This window comes from Actinotignum urinale DSM 15805 (genome assembly GCF_000420445.1).
GTDB classification, from domain to species: domain Bacteria; phylum Actinomycetota; class Actinomycetes; order Actinomycetales; family Actinomycetaceae; genus Actinotignum; species Actinotignum urinale.
The window spans coordinates 147,451-170,838 of sequence record NZ_ATUY01000003.1 but is presented as its reverse complement, the minus strand read 5'-3'; the positions used below and the strand labels follow the sequence as shown (position 1 = coordinate 170,838).

Below are 23,388 nucleotides of genomic sequence, written 5' to 3'. Positions count from 1 at the left end.
CGCCCGCCGTACACAAACTCAATCAAGCCAGCAACAAGCACCAATCTCTGGCCTCATAACAAGGAAACAAAACACCATCAACATCTTGCGCCCAATCCAGCACACCACAATGCAACACAGCCAGAACAAAAACTCGCGTAGCGCCTACTTCGGCAACAATATTAGCGAGTATTTCACCACGGGTTTTCCGCCGGAAAATACTCGCTAATTTTGTGATAGGTTACCCGATAAACGTCTTGTTAACTCAGTAAGAGCGCGGCGGCGCGATCCGCAGCAAGATATGCGTCAGCACTTACCTGCACTTGTTTTCCCATACCGGCATAAATAGCATTCAACTCATTCGCAACTGAACGCCATCGCCCATAACTTGCTTCATACGCGGCTTGCGCTTGACCATCCCAGCCAACAATCGCACCTCGTATCTGCGCATTCAACCGTTCTAAACAATCCATAATCGAGTTGCTGTGCTGGGCGATAATCGCACTGCCTTGCGACATCTGACCAAAATTTACTGCCATATGCGTACTCATATTGCTCCTTTCTTGTTGATACAAACCTCAAATCCTTCGCATATAAACCCGCGCGCAGGCAGATTCACCCACCGAGAATGGCGTCCATCCGAACTCCTTCAACGGTGTTTCCGATTCTGCTGAAATTTTGCATAGCGTGCTGTTCGCTACTATCAATATGCGTATTTCCCGCGCGTAATCTGCTCACAAAAGCCTGCATCAACGCAAACAGTTTTTCCGATTTCGCCCGATAACTTTCCAAAGCCACACTCGCGGCGATAGCACCCTGACCTTTCCAGCTGGATTGCCAACTAGCCATTTGCCCCATGTGGGTGGCCATACACCCCCGCAATTCGTTTTCTGACGCATCAATATATTGTGAAATCTTGACAATTGCATCATCGGTAACACGTAATTGCCCACCTACATCAGACATTTTTCTCCCTTCACTAGTCCTACAGTGTTCGACAACGAGCGTTACGTTTTCCGTCGTCGTATAACCATCATGAACCATCGCAAAAGGCAAAGCTATGTGGATAACTTTCTATCCACATCTGTGGAAATACCTTTGACACAAAGAAAACTCCCTGCGTGTCACACTCGAATCACACACAAGGAGTTTTCAAAACCAGCGACGTCAAAGCCAGTCACGCATAAGCCAGCTCCGTCAAAGCCAGCAACGCCTAAGAGAGCTCCGCAAAAACCAGTTGCCAAAACCAGCTCCGCCAAAGCCAGCAACGCCTAAGCGAGCTACGCAAAAACCAGTCACCAAAAAAGCCACGTCAAAACCAGCTACACCTAAGCCAAAGCTCCCATCGGATCCCACGCTGGAAGCGTCTTGACCTCGCCAGCCAAAGCGTCGAGATATTCCGCAGGCACATATGAACGACGCACGGCAACCTCAAAAACATGTGGTTCAAACCAGGAATCGTTCATTGTGAAGAACCCCTTATCGCCAATCGCATCGCCCCAGGAATTCTCGACGCGCCAGCGTCGCGGTTTCCCATCCTCGTCAAGATCCACCCCGGTGAAAACCATGGCGTGCGTCATCAACGCCTCGCCGTACACTAGCGAATCCGCCTTGCCCATCTCCATCTCAACGCCATACGTTCCTTCAAAATCGTACAGTGCGCCGTCCCAAATGCCACGTTCGCGATCTGATTGCTTACCTGTGTCGCAACCCATCCACACGGGCTCCCCATTTTTTAGCGTAGCAATCGTCGCTTTTTTCATCACATCAATGGGAACATTCAGGTACGTAACCGGCTTAGCCCCCACAACATTCCCCAAATATTCGACGGTGTACAACTTCCCGTATTCATTGCGCGGATCATTCACAATACACACGTATTCATTGATATTCGGGAAAAAACGCGTCGCGAAAGCCTGTGGCGTCATTACACCTTTCCTACGGAAATTTCCGTCCTTATCCTCGTATTGCCACAAGAATTCCGACGGTGGCGTGCCCAGATGAATCGCTAGGATACGATACACATCGGCAACAGCTGCCTCGCGAATCTCGTCCCGCTTTTCAGGGTCGGCCTGCCGAATATCGCGGGCCGCCTTACGTAACAACATTTCCAAGCTACGATTCATGAGCTTCGTATTCGACGACGATTCCGTTTCTGGCATCGCGTATTTCGGAACGGCACCATATTTGTTAATGAGCGCAACAAACATATTCCACTGTCCACCATCTTCAATAGGCTTGAATAAAAGATGCGAAACAAGCCTGTCGTCTGCGGGGCGATCCGCCAAATCAATCATTGCGGACAGAAAATAGTTCGCCTTTTCCAGTTTGTCCCAAAAATGCGGATACGCCTGTGAAAATTCAAAATTTTTCACGCCCGTAACGGAGGTAATTTCTTTTTTGAAGCTATTTAGCCCAGAAAATAGCCAGCATCTTCCTGATTGTTTCTGGTTTGTTACCTTCCATTTATCCACGCGAACGCTCATCGATGTATCAAAAGAGTTGATAATATCGCGGTTTTCGGCAACTGTTGCCACGGAATTTTGTGTTATTGCGTTTTGCGCTAAGCGCGCCTGAGGGTCTGCGCGAAAATTTTTCGCGAATTTTTTGACCTCGTCATACTTTATTTCTCTCACCGCAGCTCCTCTACGTAATCGAACGTTCTTTCTAAGGATAGTCCCGTCCCGTTATGTTGGGAAATATAGACGACGAAAGACGTGGCGAGCGCAAACCCGAAACATGTTCCTACCGGAATCCGTAGCGACGCAAATGCTTTCGCGCCTGCGCACTCCCCTCGTTTTGTAACGCGAGAAGTTCCGAATAAATACCACCCGAAACTGCCAATTCTGCAGGGCTCCCTACTTCGTCGATTTTGCCGTCGCGCAAAGTAATAATGCGGTCGACCGTGGCAATAGTTGAGAGCCTGTGCGCAATAATAATGCTGGTACGGTTTTTCATGAGTTCTTCCAAACCGGCCTGAACCCATCGTTCGCTACGGGTGTCGAGCGCGGATGTTGCCTCGTCTAAAATAAGAATTTCTGCGCCTTTAAGCATCGCGCGCGCCACAGCGATTCGTTGCCGTTGTCCGCCGGATAATTTCAATCCGCGTTCGCCAATCACCGTATCGTACCCATCTTTAAACCGACGAATAAATCGATCCGCGTGGGCTCGTTGCGCCGCGTCGTGTATTTCTTCATCGCTGGCTTCGGGACGCCCGTAAGCAATATTTTCGCGCACGGTACCCGAGAATAATGCCGCGTCTTGGAACACCACACCTATTCGCGAGCGCACATCAATAGGCGTCATATCTCCAATATTTTTTCCGTCAACGAATATCTTGCCGTGGCGAGGTTCGTATAGCCCGAGAAGGAGTGAGGTAAGTGTTGTTTTTCCGCCACCCGATTCGGAAACAAATGCTATTTTTTCTCCGCGACGGACTGTGAATGATACGTCGCGAAGCACGTCGGGATCGTTTCCATACCCAAAAGTGATATGTGAAAAATCTATAACCACCTCATCTGAAGCACTACCTGAAGAATCCGCAAGCGCATCCGTGCCGGCACCTGAGGCGTCACCCGAGCCAACACGCGCAGAATCAACACCCGCGCCCGCGCCATCAACACCCGCGCCCGCGCCATCAACACCCGCGCCATCAACACCCGCACCATAAACACCCAGGCCATTTCTTAAAGACCCGGCAGGCACACCCTCATTCGCCACGATCTTCCCGGACAAGGTCACCGTCGAACCTTTTTCCAAAATACCTTGGCTTGCGCTGGCATCCATTGTTGCCTTCAAGGTGTGCGGGTCGAGCTCCATCACGTTAAAGTAATCCTTGGATCCCGCGATTGCGTGCTGGGTCGTGTCCACAATCCAACTCATATTCATAACGGGACGACGAGCCAAAGCCACAAGTTGCACAAGAATAACCATGTCGCCCACGGAGAAAATCCCCTGAGCCGTCCGCGTAAACACGATCGCGTAAATTCCGAAGAATAAAAGCGCCATACAGCTACGCCTAAGGAAATCCATGAGGTGCCAGCGCCCGGACTGGGATGAGTTCAATTTTTCGGTTTCAGTGTAGTGGTCCGAAAATTGAGATAGTTCCTCGGCTTCGCGGGTGAAGGATTTGACTACACGAATTTGCCCAATTACCTCGTTAAATCGCCCGCCGGCAGTATCAATATGCTCATTTTTTTGCCCTTCAATGCGTTGCCACCGTTTTGAGGTGAGTGCCGTCAACCATAAATATATGGGGAAAACAAGGAGCAAAAGTAACGCCATTAGTGGCGAATAAATAAACGATATGGTGAGTACGGCGACAACCGTGAGCAATGTTGTGAAGAATGAATTGGCGAAGGATTTGACGAATATCGTCATCTCCATAATGCTACGATTCAGGCGAGATGTGATAGTTCCAGTCAGTTCTTCGTCGAAATAACGTTGCGGTAGGGACAACAGTTTTTCAAAATATCGAACCGATAAAATACTCCGCATTTTTTGCGCCAATTGGTCACCGAAATATCCGCCAATTGCACCGATTCCCGTGTTGAGAATATCAATTACAAAGAAGATGAAGGCAAGCCATAACACTGTTGTCACGGCTTTCTCTACAACAATTTTCCCACTGACCGCAGCAACAACCGTGTCCGTCGCACGTCCAATAATGAACGGTGCCACAATATTTCCCGCTGTTACAAGCACGGAAGAAACCGCGACCACCAAATATAGCGGCACAAGGTTTTTTGTAAATCGGAAAATTCTTGTGAGGGCGCGCATGCCCGCTCCTTTACATGTAGTGCGATACGGGTTTTGTTACGTTGTGCGTTTCGTTTGTTTTGTAGGTTCGTTGATTATTCAACACATCTCTATATATTTACGACGATTTCGCAACCTCCCTGTCGTTTCAACACATCGTACGTTTCCGGTTTTTGACTACTTTTCTATTGGGTGGGTTCGATTGGCAATTCGGCGTGGCAATTCGGCTTGGCAATTCGGCTTGGCAATTCGGCGTGGCAGATTTCGCTACGCTTTATTGTATCCGCGTCAGGAAACGAAGAAGATCTTCAATCTGGCTTCCGCGGTACCGTGTGAGTTCGCGACTTTCGCTAACTTGCCCCCTACTCATCCTTTCTTTCCTATCCCGACGCTGTACTTCCACAGATCGCAGATAGTCCCGTAATGCTTTTTCATTCGGGGTCAGAACAACATCCCCATCAACTCCCGCAGCGAAAATTCGTTGCGCTCGTTTCACACCCGCCACGCGTTGTCGCTCTATGGCGTCAAGGCGTTTCCGTATTTTTTCTAGTTGGTTTTTGAGCCGTTCAACGGTTTTTTCCAATTCAAATATTCGAACAATTCCGGCAAGGTTAATGCCTTCTTCTTGTGATAAACGTTGGACTTCTTGGAGTTTATCGATATCGTCAAGGGAATATCGACGTCCCCCGCCCTGCGTTCTTTTAGGTCGAACAAGCCCCATTCTGTCGTACTGACGCAAGGTTTGTGCATGCATCCCAGCCAGTTCAGCCGCTACCGACACGGTGAATAGTGGTGTTTTTCTTCGCGTCATTGCCTCACCTCTTGTGCATCTATACCTATTGCACATCTATACCGATTGTGCATCTATACCGATTTCCCGCCACCTCCTTAACGCACTATCGGAGGCGACGGGTTCGTGAACGCATCGTTACATATGCGCCATTTTAATAAAATCGGCTCGTGGATCTGCTTCACTTGTTGCTTTCCCAAAAAGTTCCGCCGCTTTTTTAGCGTCCTCGGATAGCTTCGTCGGAACAACAACTTTTATCCTCACATACATATCTCCGTGCTCATCTTTTTTCGGAATACCTTTTCCGCGAACGCGAAGAATTTTATCTGTCGAGGAACCAGCAGGAATTTTGACTTTCACGTTTCCGCCATCAATAACAGGAACCTCAACGGTTGCGCCTAGCGCTGCTTCTGTGAAGGATACCGGAAGGTTAACGTAAACGTCTTTTCCTTTGAGCTCATATATAGGATGTGGTTCAACATTTACGGTCACGATAATATCTCCAGGGGCGCCTCCCTTTACTCCGGGATTGCCTTTGCCTGGGATTCGTATTTTTTGCCCATCACTCACGCCTTGCGGAATTCGTGCCGTCACGCTTTTTCCGCTCGCCGTATTGAGTTTAATCGTTGTCCCATCTACCGCTTTTCGCAGGGGAATGGACACTGTTGCCGTTATGTCTGCACCTTTTTGCGGACGGCTCGAAAACCCTCCGAATCCGCCAAAACCACCGGTGCTGTCGTTATTCGTCGAGAAATTATAACTATTTCCGCCGTTACCAAACATGTTACTGAGTATGTCTTCAAACCCACCCGGATGTTGCGTTCGCGCATTTCGCGCACCCGCGCCTCCAAACATGGAGAAAATATCCTCAAACCCACCGGCCCCGGCTCCGGCACCGCTTCCTGCACGGAATCGCGGACCTCCAGCTCCGAGCGACCTAATGGCATCATATTGTTTGCGATCTTCAGGATTGGAGAGCACCTGGTAGGCTTCACCGACGCGTTTGAATTTTTCCTCGGATTCTTTACTGCCACCGTTGCGATCAGGGTGGTGTTTGCGTGAAAGTTTTCGGTATGCTTTCTTGATTTCTTCCTGGGTTGCGTCTTTTGCAACGCCGAGCTCGGCATAGAAATCTTTTTCAAGCCAGTCTTGGCTTGCTCCTGCCATCTACTCACCTCCCTTTCTTTTCGCGAGTATTGTTGTTCTATTTTCTTCCCGTGGTGGGGCGGATACGTAATATGGCGTTGTACGCGACGTACTATTTTTCGCCATTGCTATTCCTCCCCACCTTGGGTTGCGTTCCTCTCGCGTAACGGCACTACGCAGTTATTGCGACACCGTTACGTTCGAGAAACATTGCTTATCTTTGAGTTTTCGCCCTGTTTTGGGGACGCAAACTGTTCTGGTGATACACCTTATTCTGGTGATACGACGCCTACTCGCGCCGCGCGAATAAGTTTCTCACCCATCACGTAACCGGGTTGAATAAGGGTTTCGACGATTTCATCCGTCACATCCGCCGATGTTCGATGCATAAGCGCGTCGTAACGTTCCGGGTTGAAAACGTCACCCTGCTTTCCGAATCGTTTTAGCCCGAAGTTTGTGTCCAGGATTTGTTCGATTTTTTCTGCGATAAGCCCTGTTGGTCCTGTTAGATCGCCGTGTTGGCGTGCAAGTTCAACGTCATCGAGAACTGGAAGTAAAGCGTCAATCACTTTGATTATTCCGTTATCTCGATGAACACCTGCTTCCTGTTTGGATCGGCGTACGTAGTTCGAGTATTCCTGTTCGGTGTTGTAGAGGGATGCTTGGGCGCGTTTGAGTTGGTCCTCTAGATTGGAAATAGTGTTCATGGCTTCCGTTAACGGGTTATCCGCGATGGCTTCAGCCTCACCGTTTTCCGTTTCTGGAGTTGTTGCATCCTGGCCAGCATGCGCTTGATCTGCGTTTGCGTCCGAAGCGGGTTCAGTGTTCACATTTGCTCCCGATTCAGGGCTAACATCCGCGCCCAGATCTTCTTGCGCTGTTCCTTCTGCTTGTTCTTTACAGCATCCGGCTTCGGCTTGGTTTCCTTGTTTATCTCCACAGCAAGATTCAGCTTTGTTGCCTGAGCCTTCTGCCGTGAAGTTTGCCTGTGGCTCTCCTTCGTGGCATGCGCCTGGGCAACATCCGGCCGAGGCCGCGGAGTTCTCCGCGGCCTGTCCGGTGTGAGCATCCTCTACCGCACCGTTGTCCGGCGTGTGGTTCAGATTCTCGTTACTCACTATTTTTTGTCCTCTTCATCTACGACTTCAGCATCAACAATGTTGTCATCACCTGCTGCGCCGGCACCGGCACCTGCACCCGCGTCAGCCGCGCCTTCAGCATTTGCTGTTTCCGCCTGGTTCTTTGCGTAAATTTCCTGACCAATCTTCTGGGACTTTTCGTTGAGTTCCTCAACGGCCTTCTTAACGTCCTCGATATTGTCTTGGCCCTTCAGTGCTTCACGCACCTTCGCAATGGCTTCCTCAACTTCGGTGACGGTTCCGTCGGTCAACTTGTCCTTGTTTTCCTTAATCAGGCGCTCAATCGCATATGTGGATTGTTCAGCTTGGTTGCGGGTATCGGTTTCTTCCTTCGCCTTAGCATCTTCAGCCGCGTGTTCTTCGGCTTCCTTGACCATGCGATCAATTTCATCCTTGGAAAGCGCGCTTCCGCCGGTAATCGTCATGGACTGTTCCTTACCGGTTGCCTTATCGCGTGCGGAGACGTGAACGATACCGTTTGCGTCAATATCGAAGGTGACTTCAATTTGCGGGACACCGGAAGGTGCCGGGGCAATGCCCGTCAAATCAAAGGTTCCCAACGGCTTGTTATCGCGCGTGAATTCGCGTTCACCCTGGAATACCTGGATGGATACGGAAGGCTGGTTGTCTTCCGCCGTCGAGAAGGTTTCAGAATGCTTGGTTGGGATAGCGGTATTACGTTCAATCAGTTTCGTCATAATGCCACCCTTGGTTTCAATACCGAGAGAAAGTGGCGTAACGTCAATGAGGAGAACGTCCTTGCGGTCGCCCGTAATAACACCGGACTGCAGAGCTGCACCGACTGCAACAACTTCATCGGGGTTAACGCCCTTATTAGGTTCGCGTCCGCCCGTCAGCTCCTTCACAACGTCCGTAATTGCCGGCATACGTGTGGAACCGCCGACGAGAACAACGTGATCAATATCGGACACCTTAATGCCAGCGTCGCGAATAACGTTGGCGAACGGTGTCTTTGTGCGTTCAAGCAAATCCTTCGTCATGTCTTCGAACTTGGCGCGCGTCAATGTTTCGTCCACGTGAAGCGGCCCGGATTCGGACATGGAGATGTAGGGAAGGGAGATGTTCGTCGTCGTTGCGGAGGAAAGTTCAATCTTTGCCTTTTCCGCAGCTTCGCGCAAACGCTGCAAGGCAATCTTGTCCTTGGAAAGATCCACGCCGGATCCGTTCTTGACCTGTTCAACAAGCCAGTTCACGACACGCTGATCCCAATCGTCACCACCGAGGTGGTTATCGCCGGAGGTTGCCTTCACCTGAATAAAGCTGAAATCGTCCTCATCCTTACCGACTTCGAGCAGGGAAACGTCGAATGTACCGCCACCCAAGTCGAAGACGAGGATAGTTTCATCCTGTTTGCCCTTTTCAAGCCCGTAAGCCAACGCGGCAGCCGTCGGTTCGTTCACAATACGCTGGACGTTCAAGCCCGCAATTGTGCCGGCATCCTTTGTTGCCTGACGCTGGGAATCGTTGAAGTATGCAGGAACGGTAATCACCGCATCGGTAACTTCTTCACCGAGGTAGCTTTCCGCGTCCTTCTTCAACTTCTGGAGAATAAATGCGGAAATTTGCTGCGCATTGTATTCTTTATCGTCAATTTTTACTGTCCAATCGGTGCCCATGTGGCGCTTGACGGACGCGATGGTGCGATCAACATTGGTGACGGCCTGTCGCTTTGCTACCTCACCAACAAGAACTTCGCCATTCTTTGAAAAGCCAACGACGGAGGGAGTTGTGCGCTGCCCTTCCGCATTGGCGATAACCGTGGGTTCCCCGCCTTCCAGAACGGTAACCACAGAATTGGTTGTGCCAAGATCAATACCTACTGCACGTGCCATATGTTTAACTCCTAAACTCTTTACTCTTACCTGCCGCCGAAGCGACTTACCATTTCAAGTATGACGCATCCCAGAACCTATGTCCAGTCCGCTCTCATTTTCTTGAGTACACCTAACTCAACTTTGCGGCCTCGTTTTTTATTCCCGCAACTTCCCAACATCTTTTTTTCGACGACGATAAACTCGCGAAAAACTCGCACAATTCGAGTCGGGGAAGCACGGCAAACGGGCATCTTTTCCGTGTCTTCATTCTCAATCTTGACGACTTTTTAAGCCAACGGCCCCATATGGTTCACAAGCGTTAGCCCCCGGTATGACGAGCGCTACCCCAGACATAAAACACGCGCAACGCCCGGTCAGGAAACGAAAATTTCTCTAGACGCGAGACAACGTTTCACATTTCGAGGTCTTAACTTCTTTTCTCGATGAAAAATGACGTAAATATTGCCATAAATCTAACGTTAGCAACACCTGAGCACTCTTAGAAGCCTGCGGATTAACAAACAACTTACATCTTATAATTACCAAGATTCCCTAGAGGCAAAGAACCACATTAAGAGCTTACGGAAGGCGTAAAGCAGGGGACCCCGCACTGCTCAACAGCTTCTGCCTGCCTTTTATCATATGTCACAAAACCTCCGAGAGAGTCACCCAAATTCAACGCAGCAGCTATATGAAGAGCGTCCAGACTTCGGAGGTAACTCGGCATGAGACGTGAAGCTTCCTCGAAAATAGATGTGGCCAAAACGATGATTGCAAAAGAATCGAGAACTACACGAGCTTGTTGAATTAAATCTGGCCGAGCCTACGTACGGCACGAATAAGTTCAGTTCGAGAAATGTCACTTGTCACTTTAGGTTGGGCATCAGAAACAAACCATCGACGCAAAGCCTCACTTTCAGGCTCTTCACACACGAGCTTGACCAATGCGGATGTATCTAGATAATAAAACACCTAAAACCTTTCATCATCACGCATTTTTTCAAGAACCTGACTCAAGCTTCCCTCCCCCGCAACGGGAAAAGGTAAATCTTGCACATCTCTAAGAGGTAGTCGGATTCGCCCCTCCTCCGCAAGCATCTCAAGAGTCGAAGAAGTAAAAGGCACAATTCGGGCAACCTTTCGACCCCGATCCGTCACGTCAACAGTTTCCCCCGCCTCAACTCGACGAATAACTGCTGACGCATTCTGCTTTAACACCCTAATCCCAACTTCACTCATGTTCTACATTGTAGAACATGAGTGAAACAATAATCCCCACTTCGTCACCTTTAAGTCACTCGAACAGAAAGATATCAACTTTTGGCACAAATGTAGTTACCAGCCCACTCACCCATTAGCTCAAAAAGTGTGAAAATTGCTCACAAAAATTGAACATATACATTTCAACACTATTCACTGAACGCACGTGCTCATTTAACGCACGTGTCCTCCGAAGCCACGTCTTTCGCGTAACTTCGGAGGACACGTAGTGCGAATTTCTCGCGTTTAATTGATTCCGCGCAAATCTTCGCGTAAATCATCCTCGCAAAATCAATTCCACTCTATCTCTTGCGCAACGCCTTGCGCATTCAATTAAGCGCAATCGCTCGCGTTTAACTATTCAGCAATAAACCAGAGGCTTTGATACGGCTGAATATTGAGGAAATCCACACCCAAATCATAAGTGTAGCCACCAATGACTTCCTTGGGCTTCCACCCCACATAGGGGCGAAGTGCGGACGTTGGCATTTCCACAACATGTTCACTGAAGTTGTAGACCTGCAACATATTCCCCTCAGGGTGGGCACGCAACCACAATGCCAAACGGCTATCCGGGGATTCAATCATCTCCGTTTCGATAGCGGCGTGAAGATGAACCATGCTCTTTCTCACCTTAATGAGGTGGAGAATCGCATGATAAATCTGCCCGGGGATGGACTGTGGATTATTCTTTGCTTCCTCCACGATATCCCACGGCATTTTCGGCCGATGCACCCAGCGGTTGTCCTCGGCATGCTCGGGATTATCCACATAACCGTAATCGTTAAGCAACCCTAGTTCGTCGCCCATATACAGTAACGGAACCCCGCCAAACCCAAGAATAGCGGCATTGAGCATCACAATTCGAGAAACTGCCAGATACGGATCTTCTCCGTTCTCCAACGCAATTTCCAGGCCTGCAAGGCTCGCCATAGAACCAGAAATGCGACGATCGTTCGTCACCGGATTGTATTGGAACACCAAACCGCGAGCAAAAGATTCAGGGAAAATACCCGAATAAAAATCGGAGAGGAAGCTACGGTGAAGATAGCCGTTCAACCCCATTTCCCCTGCATCTTTATCCGAAATCGCCCAACCGATATCGTCGTGGCACCGTGCGTACGTTCCCCACACAGTAGACGACGGTTTACGCGCAAAAGCATTCAACGCATGCTTCATAAGCCGCGTATCCCTGCTCGCAAGCGTGGACCACAACTGCACCATGAGGCTGTTGTGATAGGCCATATCGGAGACTTTGCCCCAATGCTTCCCTGTACCCAGGAACGGCATAATCAGTTCCGGACTCACAATAGCTTCCGCCTTAAATGCGGCGCTCGGCGCCACAATCCGCAACGCGGCACGCAATGCTTGCGTAATCCAATGAACCTGAGGAAGGCACTGCGAAGTTGTCCCCATCTGCTTCCAAATGAAGGCAATCGCATCCAAACGAATAACGTCTACGCCCTTATTGACAAGATTGAAAATAATCTTGCAATATTCGAGGAACACGTCCGGGTTGGACCAATTCACATCCCACTGATAGGAATTAAACGTTGTCCACACCCACGCCTTTGCGTCCTCATCCCAGGTGAAGTTACCGGGAGCGAAATCGGGGAACACTTCAGGTAGCGTCACCTCAAATTGATCAGGAATCGTGCGATCTGAATACATGTAGAAATAATCGCGATATTTCTCTTCGCCCTGCCGGGCGCGAACCGCCCATTCGTGTTCACGGGCAACATGGTTCAGCACAAGGTCGAGAACAAGGTTCATTCCTTTGCTGTGAAGAGTATCCGCGAGGTTTTCTACATCGTCCATGGTTCCCAAATCGGGACGCACAGATTCGTAATCCATCACGGCATATCCGCCATCGTTCGCGCCGGGGCGCGGAGCAAGAAGTGGCATAAGATGCAGATACGTTACTCCCAGTTCCTCCAGGTAATCCACGTGTTCATTCACGCCCTGCAGATTACCGGCGAACCTGTCTGCATAGGCGACATAACCAATGGTTTGTGAAGAGAGGAGCCAGTCTGGGGACAGGAGGCGTTCTTCGTCGCGAATTTTTAACGACGGTTTACGCCTCCTGCTGTAATCACGCATTGTATCCAGGAGCTGATCCCAGGTATCTTGCGCACATTCCCCATACACCGCAGACAGACCTTCGCGAAGCTCTTTTCCGTAACGTTCAACACGTAACTCAAAAGATTGAGCATCGCTGATAGATATCTCAGAATACGGATGTTCGGCGCTCATGTTATTCCGTAGCTTCTACCGTAACGTTAATTGATTCCGGCGGAGCGCCAATTTCATCGTCGCTAGTTGGGCGAACAATGAGAACGTCACAATTTGCGCTTCTCAACACTTCCGTGGCGACGGTTCCGAGCAAACGCCCGGCGATACTTGTATCTCGAATCGCGCCAATAACCAAAAGATCCGCATGGCGTCCCTTAACCACGTGGAGCAAAGCAGTGGCGGCGTCGGCGTCAATGAGCTGAGCACCTTCGATACGTGCGCCTTCTTCGCGTGCAAGCTCAGCAGCGCTGTCCACTGCCAAACGGGCAGCTTCCCACCCGGGAACCTGGCTGAATTTGGTGTCGCCACCCAAGGTTGCCGTATTTTTTGCGTCGTCACGCCTCGGCACATCGGTGTATGCGCAGACAATTGTTAAACCAGCATCGTCGCGCGAGGCAATACGCGCAGCTTTCTTCACTGTTGGCACTGCAAGTGGAGAACCATCCGTTCCCACAACAACTCTTTCATAGGCAGTCATGACTAGACCTCCTTCTCGTAAGTGGCTGCTTGCTCATCTTCATGGTCGAACATCGCGTCAACGTCGCGAACGATCGGCGGTTCCTTAATCCAGAGCATTGATACGGCTGCCAACACCATCAATCCCGCGGCCATGGCGAAAGCATTGGTTGTGTTGGAACCAAGAAGATACTTGTAGATCGGGCCAAAAGTAACCGTCTGGATAAGCATGGGGATAACAATCATCATGTTAATGATGCCCATGTACACGCCGTAACGTGTGGAGGGGATCATGCGCACCGCCATAATGTAAGGAACACCCATGATGGATGCCCACGCAATACCGAAGAGAACCATAGGCAAGAACAAAATAACCGGGTTTGTGATGTGAGGAATCACCATGAGTGCGACGGCTGCGCCCAGCAAGCAGACGCAGTGCAGGATTTTTGCGCCGTAACGACGCGCCATTGCTGCCAGAATGAAGGCAACACAGAAGGTAACAACGTTGTAGAAGGCGTTAATCGAACCGGTGGTGGCAACGGCTTCTGCATATAGATCCTTTTGTGCAAGCGGATCGGTTACCCCGTAGATACTCTTGCCGACAGACAAGGAAATGTACTGCCAGTAAATCTGCATGGCGTACCACTGGAAGAGATAAACGAGGGCGAGCTTGCGCAACTGGGTGGGCATATCGCGGATAGCTTCCCAAATTTCCTTCACGGCCGCACCGAAACCGCCGGATTCTTTCTTTGCCTTCAGTTCAGCAAGTTCAGATTCTGTTGGTGGAAGTTCAGGGGTTGTCCATACGGAAATAAGAACGGTACCGATAGAGCACACAGCACCAATGAGGAAGGCTGCATACACCCATGCGGGCAGGCCGCTTGGCCCAACTCCGGGCAGAATCTTGGGGAATGCCCAGATGCAGATATTGGCAAGGGTGATACCGAAACCGGTGAAGAAGCTCTGTGCAAGGAAGCCCTTAGCGAGCTGTGAGGGTGGGAGGCGATCGGAAATGAACGCACGGTAGGGTTCCATTGCGGTGTTGTTGGACGCATCAAGTGCCCACAGCAACATCACGGCCATCCACACGGCACTTACCCATGGGAAGAGGAAGAGGCAGATGGAACAGCCGGCGGCGCCGATAAGGAAGAATGGTTTACGACGTCCCCACTTGGGTGACCATGTTCTATCGGACATCGCGCCGACAAGTGGCTGAATAAGCAGGCCGGTAACCGGGCCGGCAAGATTCAGCAGGGGAAGATCTTCCGGGCTTGCGCCCAACATTTGATAAATGGGATTAATAGCTGTTTGCTGCATCCCGAAGCTGTACTGAATTCCAAAGAAGCCCAAGTTCATAAGAAGAATATTCTTCATGCTCATAATGGGCTTTGTGCGTACAACTGTCATCTTTGAAGCTGATTCGCTCATAGTTTTCTTCTTTCAAAAGTGCAGTTTTTATTTGCGATTATTTCGCCGCACGGTGTGCAAGAAAATCGGCCAGGCGTGTGAATTCCTTTTCCCAGCCATGAGAGTGCCATTCGGCAATAGAGGCTTCATATGGTCCCTGGATAACTCGGACCAAGGTTCCATCCCGTCCAGTTTTCACAAATTCAACGCGTTGGGACATGGTGACGTTCGGGTCAATTTCCGGATCGCCACTAATGCGTTGAAGTTCGACGAAAACGTCGGGACGGAAGAACTCTGTAAAGACAGAATGTGTAACAACGCGATTTGTTGGATCGTCATCCAACACCTTCACGTGATATTGTTTTCCGCCGGTACGAAGATCTGCACGTGCATCCTCGACGTGAGTTCCAGGGCTTCCGCGCCACTGACTCATCTCGTCTGGCTTCGTCCAAGCATCAAACAATTCCTCAGGATCTTGCGGAAAGATCCTTTCCACGATAACCATTGTATCGGCCGCCATTTTTCCTCCTTTGGATGAGTTAGAAGGTCAGAACATATGATGGTCACCATCGGCCACCACATACGCATGACTTGAAGTCTCGTTAAGAAAACTCCTGTATGAATTATATAAATATAACGAACGTTAGGTGAATAAAACCTGAATTGTCTCACTTTTTGACACAAAGGCGTCATTCGCTTGACAAGAACATAACGGCATTTATATATTCATGCTTTTATTGATTTTCTCGTCCTGTTTTCATTACATTTTTTTGTCGCGACTTTTTTCGTTGCCACTTTCTCCCCAATATCCCCCATTTTTCAAGGAAAATAGCCAATTTTTTACGTTACGTACATAAGTTTTCGTCACGAAAGGTTTTTTTCGACGAAGAACCTCCCCGCGTGTAACGCCTCATTAACTCGCTCAGATTATGAGCGTTACTTTTCACTATATCCACAGTGCAACATATAGTACTTTTTGGCCTGTGTTCGAGCCAATATCCAGGATGCGGATAGATTTTGTGCTCCCATCTACACCCTTAACACACAACCGCGAGCCACACTTAAAAACAATCAACGCACGAGAATTATTTCTGGTAGAATGGAAAAGTAGCTCAAGAGAAAGTAAAATATATGGTTTATCGCATCGGAGTGGATGTTGGCGGAACAAAAGTGGCCGCCGCAATAGTGGACAGCAACGGAAAAATTATTGACCACGTACGTCGCCCCAGCCCGCAAGCCAGCTCCGACGCCCTCCAAGCAACCATTATTGACTGCATCAACGCACTTTCTGGCTACAACATCGCCTCCATCGGCATAGGCGCCGCAGGGTATATCTCCGCAGACCGTTCCACCGTCATTTACGGAACAAATCTTCCGTGGCGCAACGAACCCCTTGGGGAACGTATCGCGCAGGCAACCGGGCTTCCCGTCGTCGTAGAAAATGACGCGAATAGCGCGGCGTGGGCAGAATATCGGTTCGGCACCGCGCAAGGAAGCGTTTCACCGCTTGTCGTCACGATTGGTACCGGTGTTGGTGGCGGAATCATTATCGACGGAAAACTTCTTCGTGGCACTTTCGGTTTTGGTGGTGAAATCGGACATATCCATTTGGACGACGCTGGCCCGTTGTGCGGTTGCGGGCAACATGGTTGTTGGGAAGTCTGCGGATCCGGTTCCGCGCTGGTTCGTTTTGCTCGCGAGCGCGCTAATGCCTACCCAGAAAAAGCGCATCGGCTTCGCGAACTTTCAGGTGGCGGGGAAATTCAAGGCCTAGCTGTTACGCAAGCGGCCCAAGAAGGCGATCCGCTCGCCCTTAACGTTTTTGCGGAACTTGGGCATTGGAACGCACGGGGAATCGCGTCCATGATTACGCTGTTCGACCCAGACGTTATTGTTCTCTCCGGTGGCGTATGCGAGGCTGGCTCCCTGGTAATCGACCCTATTAATCGTGAGCTTTCTTCCCTCTTGCCTGCCGGAAGCTACCGAGGCGTACCACCTATTCGCGTCGCTTCCCTGGGAAATAATGCCGGAATTATTGGGGCCGCGGATTTGAGCTTGTCTGCTTAATACTCCTTGTTGTCCGTTTTTATCGGGTGTTTTTGAAGAATGCGGGAAGAAAACACCCGAGTTCGTCAATTGTGCTAACCAAGAATGCAGAAAACAATTTTTGCTTTGTGATAATTGTTCTTCGGCAGGTCTCCACCCCTACTGTAATGAATGTTCCCTAGTAAAATAGGCTTTTCTTTAGTTTTACATAGTGATGGGTGGGCTAACTACTAGCTCACCCATCACTACTTTATCCTGTTATGACCTTGTGGTGCGGTGTGTTGTACTCAAATATTTTTCCAAACTTGCTAAAGCTGGTTTGAACACTTCTTGTGCGAAAAATTGTTCAAAATATTCTTGATCTTGGCGTTCACAATCAAAAGTAACAAACCACTCAACAAAACTTTCGTTTGTTTCCGTCACCTGATGAACTTTAACAGTAGCCACATAATTCGTTACGGGGAAAGGCACCGGTTCTGCGAACTCATACTTGCACATACGATCAATATCGGAAAGTGCAAGTAAATGTTCCCGGATTACATCTTCACCTAGAACAAAACGTCGGACTGTTCCCACCGTATCACCGGTTTTGCCGTCTTCAATTTCGCTTGATTTCACTGCGCTCGACCACCATGTAGCTAGCCCATTAAAATCCCGGAGTTCTTTCTATACACGTCTACCGGTTGGTTAATAACTGTGCCGTAATAAGAACGTATGTGACTTAATTCTTGAACGTGATTTTTTTGAACTTTTCAACCTGTTCTTTAATCCCAATTTCAGTGGGGAAACGTTCAACAGAGCTAGCACCATAGAATCCAACCACACCTTCGGTATTATCGAGAATGTATTGAGCATCTTCTGGGTTAGCAATTGGCCCACCGTGGCACAGAACCAAGATATCTGGATTTACTTTCTTCGCGGCATCTGCCAATGCTTGCACTTTTTTCGCTGCATCCTCCAGTGTCATTGCCGTTTTAGCTCCGATGGTTCCCGACGTTGTTAACCCCATGTGTGGAACCAGAATATCCGCCCCTGCCTTAGCCAATTCTTCAGCTTGGTTTTCATCGAAAGCGTAGGGTGTTGTCAGCAAATCCATTTCTGATGCAAGACGGATCATGTCAATTTCTTTGCCGAATCCCATTCCTGTTTCCTCAAGATTTTGACGGAAAACGCCATCAATAAGGCCTACCGTTGGGAAGTTTTGTACACCAGCAAAACCAATATCTTTCACTTGTTTCAAGTAATATTCCATGACTCTGAAAGGATCTGTCCCGTTAACACCTGCAATAACAGGTGTGTTATTGACGACGGGTAGAACTTCATTAGCCATTTCCATAACAATCTGATTAGCATCCCCGTAAGCTAACAGACCGGAGAGCGAACCTCGCCCAGCCATACGGAATCGCCCTGAGTTGTAAATAATAAGCAGGTCAATTCCACCAGTTTCGGCAGATTTCGCTGAAATTCCTGTGCCAGCACCTCCACCGACAATGGGTTCCCCTTGTGCAATTTTTTGGCGGAAATTATCAATTATTTCTTTACGACCAATACGTGCCATAATATTCTCCTTATTTTTCGTTTTGTGTGATCAGTTCATGAAGTTTTTGTGCCATTGCAGCCCCAAAACCTGGGGCATTGATGTGTTCAGAGATTTTAATAACCTCTACACCTGAGCCTTCAACTGCTGCTAATGCTGCATCAATTGCTGCTTTATCCGCTTCCGGATCCCAGAATGGGCCTCCTTCTTCGTCGATTCCAGAAAATCCTTTTTCTGGAATAAATAATGCAACTGGACCGGTTGAGACAGAGATTTTCTTTCCGATTTCTGCACCCACATGCTGATTTTCTTTCACCGTTGTACGCATCAACGTCACGGTAGGATTATGCACAATAAAGTTTCTTTCAGCATATTTTTCCGGCACATCATTTTTTGGCCCAAAGTTAACCATATCTACAGCACCAAAGCTAACAACTTGTGGAACACCCTCACGCGCTGCCGCTTCCAAGCGGTGTGGCCCTGCACTAAGAACCCCGCCTGCCAATTCATCACACAACTCTGTTGTTGTAATATCACATACGCCTGCTACAAGACCGGATTCCACAAGTTTTTCCATAGACATACCACCAGCACCTGTGGCATGGAAAACCAGGGCTTCATAACCGAGTTTCATTAAAGTTTCACGTGCTTCATAAGCTGCCGGGGTAGTTAACCCAAACATGCTGATGGCAATTACGGGTTTATGTTCTTGAGATGAAAGATTCTGTTCTTCTTTAAATCTTTCAGCCATTCCGGCGATAGCCGCAACTGCGTTACCTAAAATTGCAGAAGAAATTGAGTTAATGCCAGCAACATCAACCACGGAATACATGAGTGTTGCATCAACCCCGCCAACGTATGGTTTCACGTTTCCTGAAGCCATAGTTGAAACAAGAACTTTCGGGAAACCCACAGGCAATGCTTGAATTGCTGCTGCAGCAACGGATGACCCACCTGAGCCTCCCGCCGAAAGAAAACCATGGATTTTGCCTTCTTCAAGCAAGCCAGTCACAATTTTTGCGGAACCCTCCCCCATGATTGTCATGATTTTGCCACGATCTTTTTCCAAGCGTAGCTGATCGAGATCTTCGCCTACTGCTTTAGTGACATCGTGAGCTGTAATATCTGCTTCTGGAGCATCAGAAAACGATCCGACGTCAAGCAGAATAACCTGGATTCCCAGCTTTTCCAACTCTGATTTCATCCAAAGTAATTCTTCGCCCTTGGTATCCAAGGTTCCTTGCACTAGCACCGTTGCCATATTTCACCTTTTCTGTTGTGGTCGCCTTTGACATATCCACTCTATGAAGAAAAAACACCCTGTTCTATACCACTTTGGGTAAAGTGGTATAAAAATAGGTGAAAGTTGACTGATCATGGCCATTCATCGAATAGATTCTTCCTCAGTAGCCCGATTACTTGGCAACTGGACACAACGTGATCTGCCACTATCAACATCACTTGCCGGCAGTTTACGAAAACTCATCGTCGGTGGATGGATTGCCCAGGGTTCATTTTTGCCCTCTCAGCGAGAACTAGCCCGAACTTTAGGCATTTCCCGGGGCACGTTGAATGTGGCCTACCATCTTCTTGAATCTGAAGGATATCTTGTCACACAGCAAGGTTCTGGAACACGGGTTCGCCTAGGTAAAACTTTCCATCGAATCCCCAGCGACGGACGACTTTTTTCGTTGGGAAACAGCTCGAAAAATACTACGGATTTATCTACGGGAGCGCTCCCCTCCTCACGCATTGCTCGTAAAATTTTAAGCAAAGGACTTGGTTCCCACATAGAACCCTACCTATTAACAGATGGATATTTTCCGGAAGGAATCCCTTCACTGAGAGAATCTATTGCACGAACTTTAACTGACGACGGCTTGCCTACCGCTGCCGAAAATATTCTTGTCACAACCGGTGCGCAACAAGCAACTAACCTTGTTTTCTCCACTTTTACATCTCCCGGTGATCGTGTTCTCACTGAAAATCCAACATACCGTGGAAGTTTGGAAGTTTTCCGCCGCCAAGGTTTACGTACAGATACAGTGGTGAATCATACCGTGACCACAGAGCGGCATCTGGAAACAAAAAAATTAACGCAATCTGCTCAAGCCTTGTATGTTCAAACAGGAATTAACAACCCGACCGGATTAAGTCTTAGTTCACATATGCGATCCCAGCTAGCACACCGTGCGGGGCAAACAACAATGCTTATTGTGGAAGATGTATGCAGCTATGATTTAACTTTCGACGCGACACCCACTCAAACATTAGCCAATCTACTACCTGCTCATCAGGTGGTTATGATTGGAACTTTATCAAAATTGTTTTGGGGAGGTTTGCGCGTCGGGTGGATACGTTCCTCAGCTGAACGAATTACACAATTGACTCAAATGCGGAAACAAATCGATATTTCTACCTCAATACACGATCAGCTGTATGCCGTCGAATTCCTCCGCCACGTTAACCCAGCCCGCAAGGAACGTGCAGACATGCTCTCCCTAGCTTTTCAGACAACTACGGATATGATCACCGGTTACTTTCCTCAGTGGACGTGGATAACACCTGCTGGAGGAACAGGTTTATGGGTTGATACGGGACGTGATACTGCGGCTTTTGCTGCGCGCGCACTACAACTCAATATTAAACTTGCTCCCGGTGCCTCTTTCTCTCCCCTAGGAGAAAACAGCACCTATTTACGTTTTCCCTTGTGGCATGAAGCCGAAGTGCTTGAAACAGCTTTTCGGAAACTCCAAACCATATAATTTCACGCCAGGTATACAACTCTTTTGTTGTAGAATTCCCGCATAGCCTAAATTTTCCCGTTGCGCTCAAAATAAGAAGATAATATGGTTTTTAAAGAGAACATTCAGTCACCACACGTAAGATAGAAGCATGACCCAACAGACTTTCCACAGGCGTTCTCACCGCATTGCGCGTGAACGTGACGACTATAAAACAATCACTGAAGTTCGTCGCTATGAGGAAGCCGAAAAAACCGTCTCTGATTTGGCGCACACGAATTTTCCCATTCATAACGTGAGGATAGTGGGTATCAACCTAGAAAGCGTCGAACAAATTACGGGACGGTATTCCGTCACAAAAAACGCTATCTCTGCAATATTTAGTGCCCTGCTGTGGTTCGTTTTCTTATTCTTCGTTTTCCAAGCGTTCCTTTACAACATTACCGTTGAAATGCTCGCAATTTGTGGCGCTTCTGCTCTTACTTTTGGGCTTCTCACCTTCTTTAATGCGCGACGAAATACCGCAAAACGTGGCTATATTTCCCTCCAAGGAATGCAAGCCAACTCCTACGAAATTCAAGTGCGAAGCGCTTACGTCAACGCAGCGTATCATGCGCTGGCAAATATCGGTTACCGATTCGGAGAGGAATCAAACTAACGATGATGCATATTCCACATGAACTCCCAGCATCCATCACCAAGCTCTCTGATGGAACAATCAAACAGCGCAACCCATTCTCCGGAACCGAAGTGTGGACTGTACCAGGACGCGCCAACCGCCCCCTTAAAATAAATACGCCCCCGGCTTTCCCCATCGATCCGGACAACATCGAGGACGTTTGCGCGTTTTGCCCACAACGCGTCCTCGAAACACCTCCCGAAAAATCCCGTATCGTCGGGAACCCAACCAACGGTAACTACACGATAACGGATAACGCACCCGTCGACGCTCTCGCGGATACCTGGAATTTCCGGCGCGTTTCCAATCTTTTTGAAATCGTTCCCTTGGCCTATTGGCAGGCGAACTACGGCTACGTTATGCCCACCCGAAAAAACGATGCGATGGAACGCTATATAGCAGATCCGGCAGGGCGCGCCCACGTTCTGGGGGTCGCCCAGGGAAAAGCACTAGCTTCCGGAATTTCTGAAGAAAAATGGGCGACTATCTCAGAGCATGAAAAAATCAAGAGTTGCGCTACGTTCTTTGGCGGAGGGCACGATTTGATTCTTGGACGTCGCCACTATTCATCCGAGGCGACCACGACGACGGACCTCGCGGGTAGCGGAACGCTCACACCCAACGAACACTTCTGGTACTTCGCGCTCACCGCACACGCCATGGAAGATTTATATCTCCAAAACCGTTACGTCACCTATGTTCAAGTGTTCCAAAACTGGTTGAAACCTGCCGGTGCGAGCTTCGATCACCTCCACAAACAGCTCGTGAGCATCGACGAACGAACCGTCAACAACCGCTACGAAACCGAGCAACTGCGCAGAAACCCCAATCTTTTCAACGAATACGGCGTGGATTACGCATCGAAAAACAACCTCATTATTGCCGAAAACCCCTACGCTGTTGCCTACGCCGGGTTCGGACACCGCTACCCCACCCTCGAAGTGTGGAGCAAATCCGCAGCAAACCAGCCCTTCCAGCACAGCGAAAAGGAACTGCGCGGAGTTTCGGATCTTGTTCACGCAATGCACGTAGCCACAGGCGTTGATGTTCCCTGCAACGAAGAATGGTATGCGGGCGCGCGCGGAATGGATATGGCTAGCCCCTGGCGCGTCCTTATTAAATGGCGCGTATCCACCCTCGCCGGTTTTGAAGGCGGAACAAAAATATACGTCAACACGATTGACCCGTGGAGCTTGCGCGATCGTATTGTTCCCAAACTTCTTGAGCTTCGTGCCGAAGGGAAAATCGCGAGCATGAATATTGCTACCGAATGTGCCTGCGAACTCAATTCTCTGCGATATCTCCAGCGCGAGTACTGAT

General features: G+C 49.1%; 22 protein-coding genes and 1 pseudogene. 5 read left to right on the top strand and 18 right to left on the bottom strand.

The annotated features are described in order from the left end of the window. Window positions 1–239: 239 nt before the first annotated feature. The 15 genes from G445_RS0103740 to G445_RS0103680 all read right to left on the bottom strand — a co-directional run bounded on the left by G445_RS0103740 (window position 240) and on the right by G445_RS0103680 (window position 15,582). Window positions 240–530, bottom strand: a complete 291-nt coding sequence (locus G445_RS0103740) for a WXG100 family type VII secretion target (RefSeq protein ID WP_022866230.1) — start codon at window positions 528–530, stop codon at window positions 240–242. A gap of 64 nt (window positions 531–594) precedes the next feature. Next, window positions 595–945 carry a WXG100 family type VII secretion target gene (locus G445_RS0103735; protein ID WP_022866229.1) on the bottom strand — a complete coding sequence of 117 codons (351 nt, stop codon included), beginning with the start codon at window positions 943–945 and terminating at the stop codon, window positions 595–597. Window positions 946–1,307: 362 nt separating this feature from the next. Next, window positions 1,308–2,615 (bottom strand): C1 family peptidase, encoded by a 1,308-nt coding sequence (locus tag G445_RS0103730; RefSeq protein WP_022866228.1) that lies wholly within the window; start codon window positions 2,613–2,615, stop codon window positions 1,308–1,310. Between the two features lie 109 nt (window positions 2,616–2,724). Then, window positions 2,725–4,758 carry an ABC transporter ATP-binding protein gene (locus G445_RS11900; RefSeq protein ID WP_022866227.1) on the bottom strand — a complete coding sequence of 678 codons (2,034 nt, stop codon included), beginning with the start codon at window positions 4,756–4,758 and terminating at the stop codon, window positions 2,725–2,727. 253 nt (window positions 4,759–5,011) lie between these two features. Next, entirely contained in the window at window positions 5,012–5,548 is a 537-nt protein-coding gene (locus tag G445_RS09615; protein ID WP_022866226.1) for a heat shock protein transcriptional repressor HspR, read from the bottom strand. A 117-nt stretch (window positions 5,549–5,665) separates the two neighbouring features. Beyond that, window positions 5,666–6,694 carry a DnaJ C-terminal domain-containing protein gene (locus G445_RS0103715; RefSeq protein WP_022866225.1) on the bottom strand — a complete coding sequence of 343 codons (1,029 nt, stop codon included), beginning with the start codon at window positions 6,692–6,694 and terminating at the stop codon, window positions 5,666–5,668. Between the two features lie 248 nt (window positions 6,695–6,942). Next, window positions 6,943–7,791, bottom strand: coding sequence for a nucleotide exchange factor GrpE (grpE, locus tag G445_RS10800; RefSeq protein ID WP_022866224.1), 849 nt, complete (start codon window positions 7,789–7,791; stop codon window positions 6,943–6,945). Further along, on the bottom strand, window positions 7,791–9,665 hold the full coding sequence (dnaK, locus tag G445_RS0103705; protein ID WP_022866223.1) for a molecular chaperone DnaK: 1,875 nt from the start codon (window positions 9,663–9,665) through the stop codon (window positions 7,791–7,793). The genes grpE and dnaK overlap by 1 nt, the downstream gene beginning before the upstream one ends. Before the next feature lie 553 nt (window positions 9,666–10,218). Further along, window positions 10,219–10,455, bottom strand: coding sequence for a type II toxin-antitoxin system VapC family toxin (locus G445_RS12050; protein WP_371926715.1), 237 nt, complete (start codon window positions 10,453–10,455; stop codon window positions 10,219–10,221). Further along, window positions 10,455–10,619: a type II toxin-antitoxin system VapC family toxin gene (locus G445_RS11740; RefSeq protein WP_211210503.1), complete on the bottom strand. Its 165-nt coding sequence runs from the start codon at window positions 10,617–10,619 to the stop codon at window positions 10,455–10,457. Before G445_RS11740 ends, G445_RS12050 begins: the two co-directional genes overlap by 1 nt. Continuing rightward, window positions 10,620–10,886, bottom strand: a complete 267-nt coding sequence (locus G445_RS0103700) for a type II toxin-antitoxin system Phd/YefM family antitoxin (protein WP_022866222.1) — start codon at window positions 10,884–10,886, stop codon at window positions 10,620–10,622. It abuts the gene before it with no gap. 378 nt (window positions 10,887–11,264) lie between these two features. Then, window positions 11,265–13,160, bottom strand: coding sequence for an alpha-amylase family protein (locus G445_RS0103695; protein WP_022866221.1), 1,896 nt, complete (start codon window positions 13,158–13,160; stop codon window positions 11,265–11,267). A 1-nt stretch (window position 13,161) separates the two neighbouring features. After that, window positions 13,162–13,677, bottom strand: a complete 516-nt coding sequence (locus G445_RS09605; protein WP_022866220.1) for a universal stress protein — start codon at window positions 13,675–13,677, stop codon at window positions 13,162–13,164. A 2-nt stretch (window positions 13,678–13,679) separates the two neighbouring features. Continuing rightward, window positions 13,680–15,083 (bottom strand): MFS transporter, encoded by a 1,404-nt coding sequence (locus tag G445_RS09600; protein WP_022866219.1) that lies wholly within the window; start codon window positions 15,081–15,083, stop codon window positions 13,680–13,682. Between the two features lie 37 nt (window positions 15,084–15,120). Then, complete coding sequence (locus G445_RS0103680) at window positions 15,121–15,582, bottom strand: SRPBCC family protein (protein WP_022866218.1); 462 nt, start codon at window positions 15,580–15,582, stop codon at window positions 15,121–15,123. A 611-nt stretch (window positions 15,583–16,193) separates the two neighbouring features. Between G445_RS0103680 and G445_RS0103675 the strand changes: the two genes are divergently transcribed. Both G445_RS0103675 and G445_RS12045 read left to right on the top strand, forming a co-directional pair. Next, window positions 16,194–17,129, top strand: a complete 936-nt coding sequence (locus G445_RS0103675; RefSeq protein ID WP_022866217.1) for an ROK family glucokinase — start codon at window positions 16,194–16,196, stop codon at window positions 17,127–17,129. Beyond that, the gene (locus G445_RS12045; RefSeq protein WP_146002301.1) at window positions 17,122–17,298 is read left to right on the top strand and encodes a hypothetical protein; all 177 of its coding nucleotides are present in this window, start codon (window positions 17,122–17,124) and stop codon (window positions 17,296–17,298) included. Before G445_RS0103675 ends, G445_RS12045 begins: the two co-directional genes overlap by 8 nt. Window positions 17,299–17,366: 68 nt before the next feature. Here the strand turns inward: G445_RS12045 and G445_RS09595 are convergent. The 3 genes and pseudogenes from G445_RS09595 to G445_RS0103660 all read right to left on the bottom strand — a co-directional run. Beyond that, window positions 17,367–17,756: pseudogene (locus tag G445_RS09595) on the bottom strand (SRPBCC family protein); the annotation flags it as partial. A gap of 73 nt (window positions 17,757–17,829) precedes the next feature. Beyond that, window positions 17,830–18,666 carry a phosphoenolpyruvate hydrolase family protein gene (locus G445_RS0103665; RefSeq protein WP_022866215.1) on the bottom strand — a complete coding sequence of 279 codons (837 nt, stop codon included), beginning with the start codon at window positions 18,664–18,666 and terminating at the stop codon, window positions 17,830–17,832. A 10-nt stretch (window positions 18,667–18,676) separates the two neighbouring features. After that, window positions 18,677–19,906 (bottom strand): Tm-1-like ATP-binding domain-containing protein, encoded by a 1,230-nt coding sequence (locus G445_RS0103660; RefSeq protein WP_022866214.1) that lies wholly within the window; start codon window positions 19,904–19,906, stop codon window positions 18,677–18,679. A gap of 115 nt (window positions 19,907–20,021) precedes the next feature. Here G445_RS0103660 and G445_RS0103655 point away from each other — a divergent pair, with 115 nt between their 5' ends. The 3 genes from G445_RS0103655 to G445_RS0103645 all read left to right on the top strand — a co-directional run bounded on the left by G445_RS0103655 (window position 20,022) and on the right by G445_RS0103645 (window position 23,387). After that, on the top strand, window positions 20,022–21,410 hold the full coding sequence (locus tag G445_RS0103655; protein ID WP_022866213.1) for an aminotransferase-like domain-containing protein: 1,389 nt from the start codon (window positions 20,022–20,024) through the stop codon (window positions 21,408–21,410). A 130-nt stretch (window positions 21,411–21,540) separates the two neighbouring features. Next, complete coding sequence (locus G445_RS09590) at window positions 21,541–22,047, top strand: general stress protein (protein WP_022866212.1); 507 nt, start codon at window positions 21,541–21,543, stop codon at window positions 22,045–22,047. Window positions 22,048–22,052: 5 nt separating this feature from the next. Then, window positions 22,053–23,387: a DUF4921 family protein gene (locus G445_RS0103645; RefSeq protein WP_026420928.1), complete on the top strand. Its 1,335-nt coding sequence runs from the start codon at window positions 22,053–22,055 to the stop codon at window positions 23,385–23,387. The last annotated feature ends 1 nt before the right edge of the window (window position 23,388 follow it).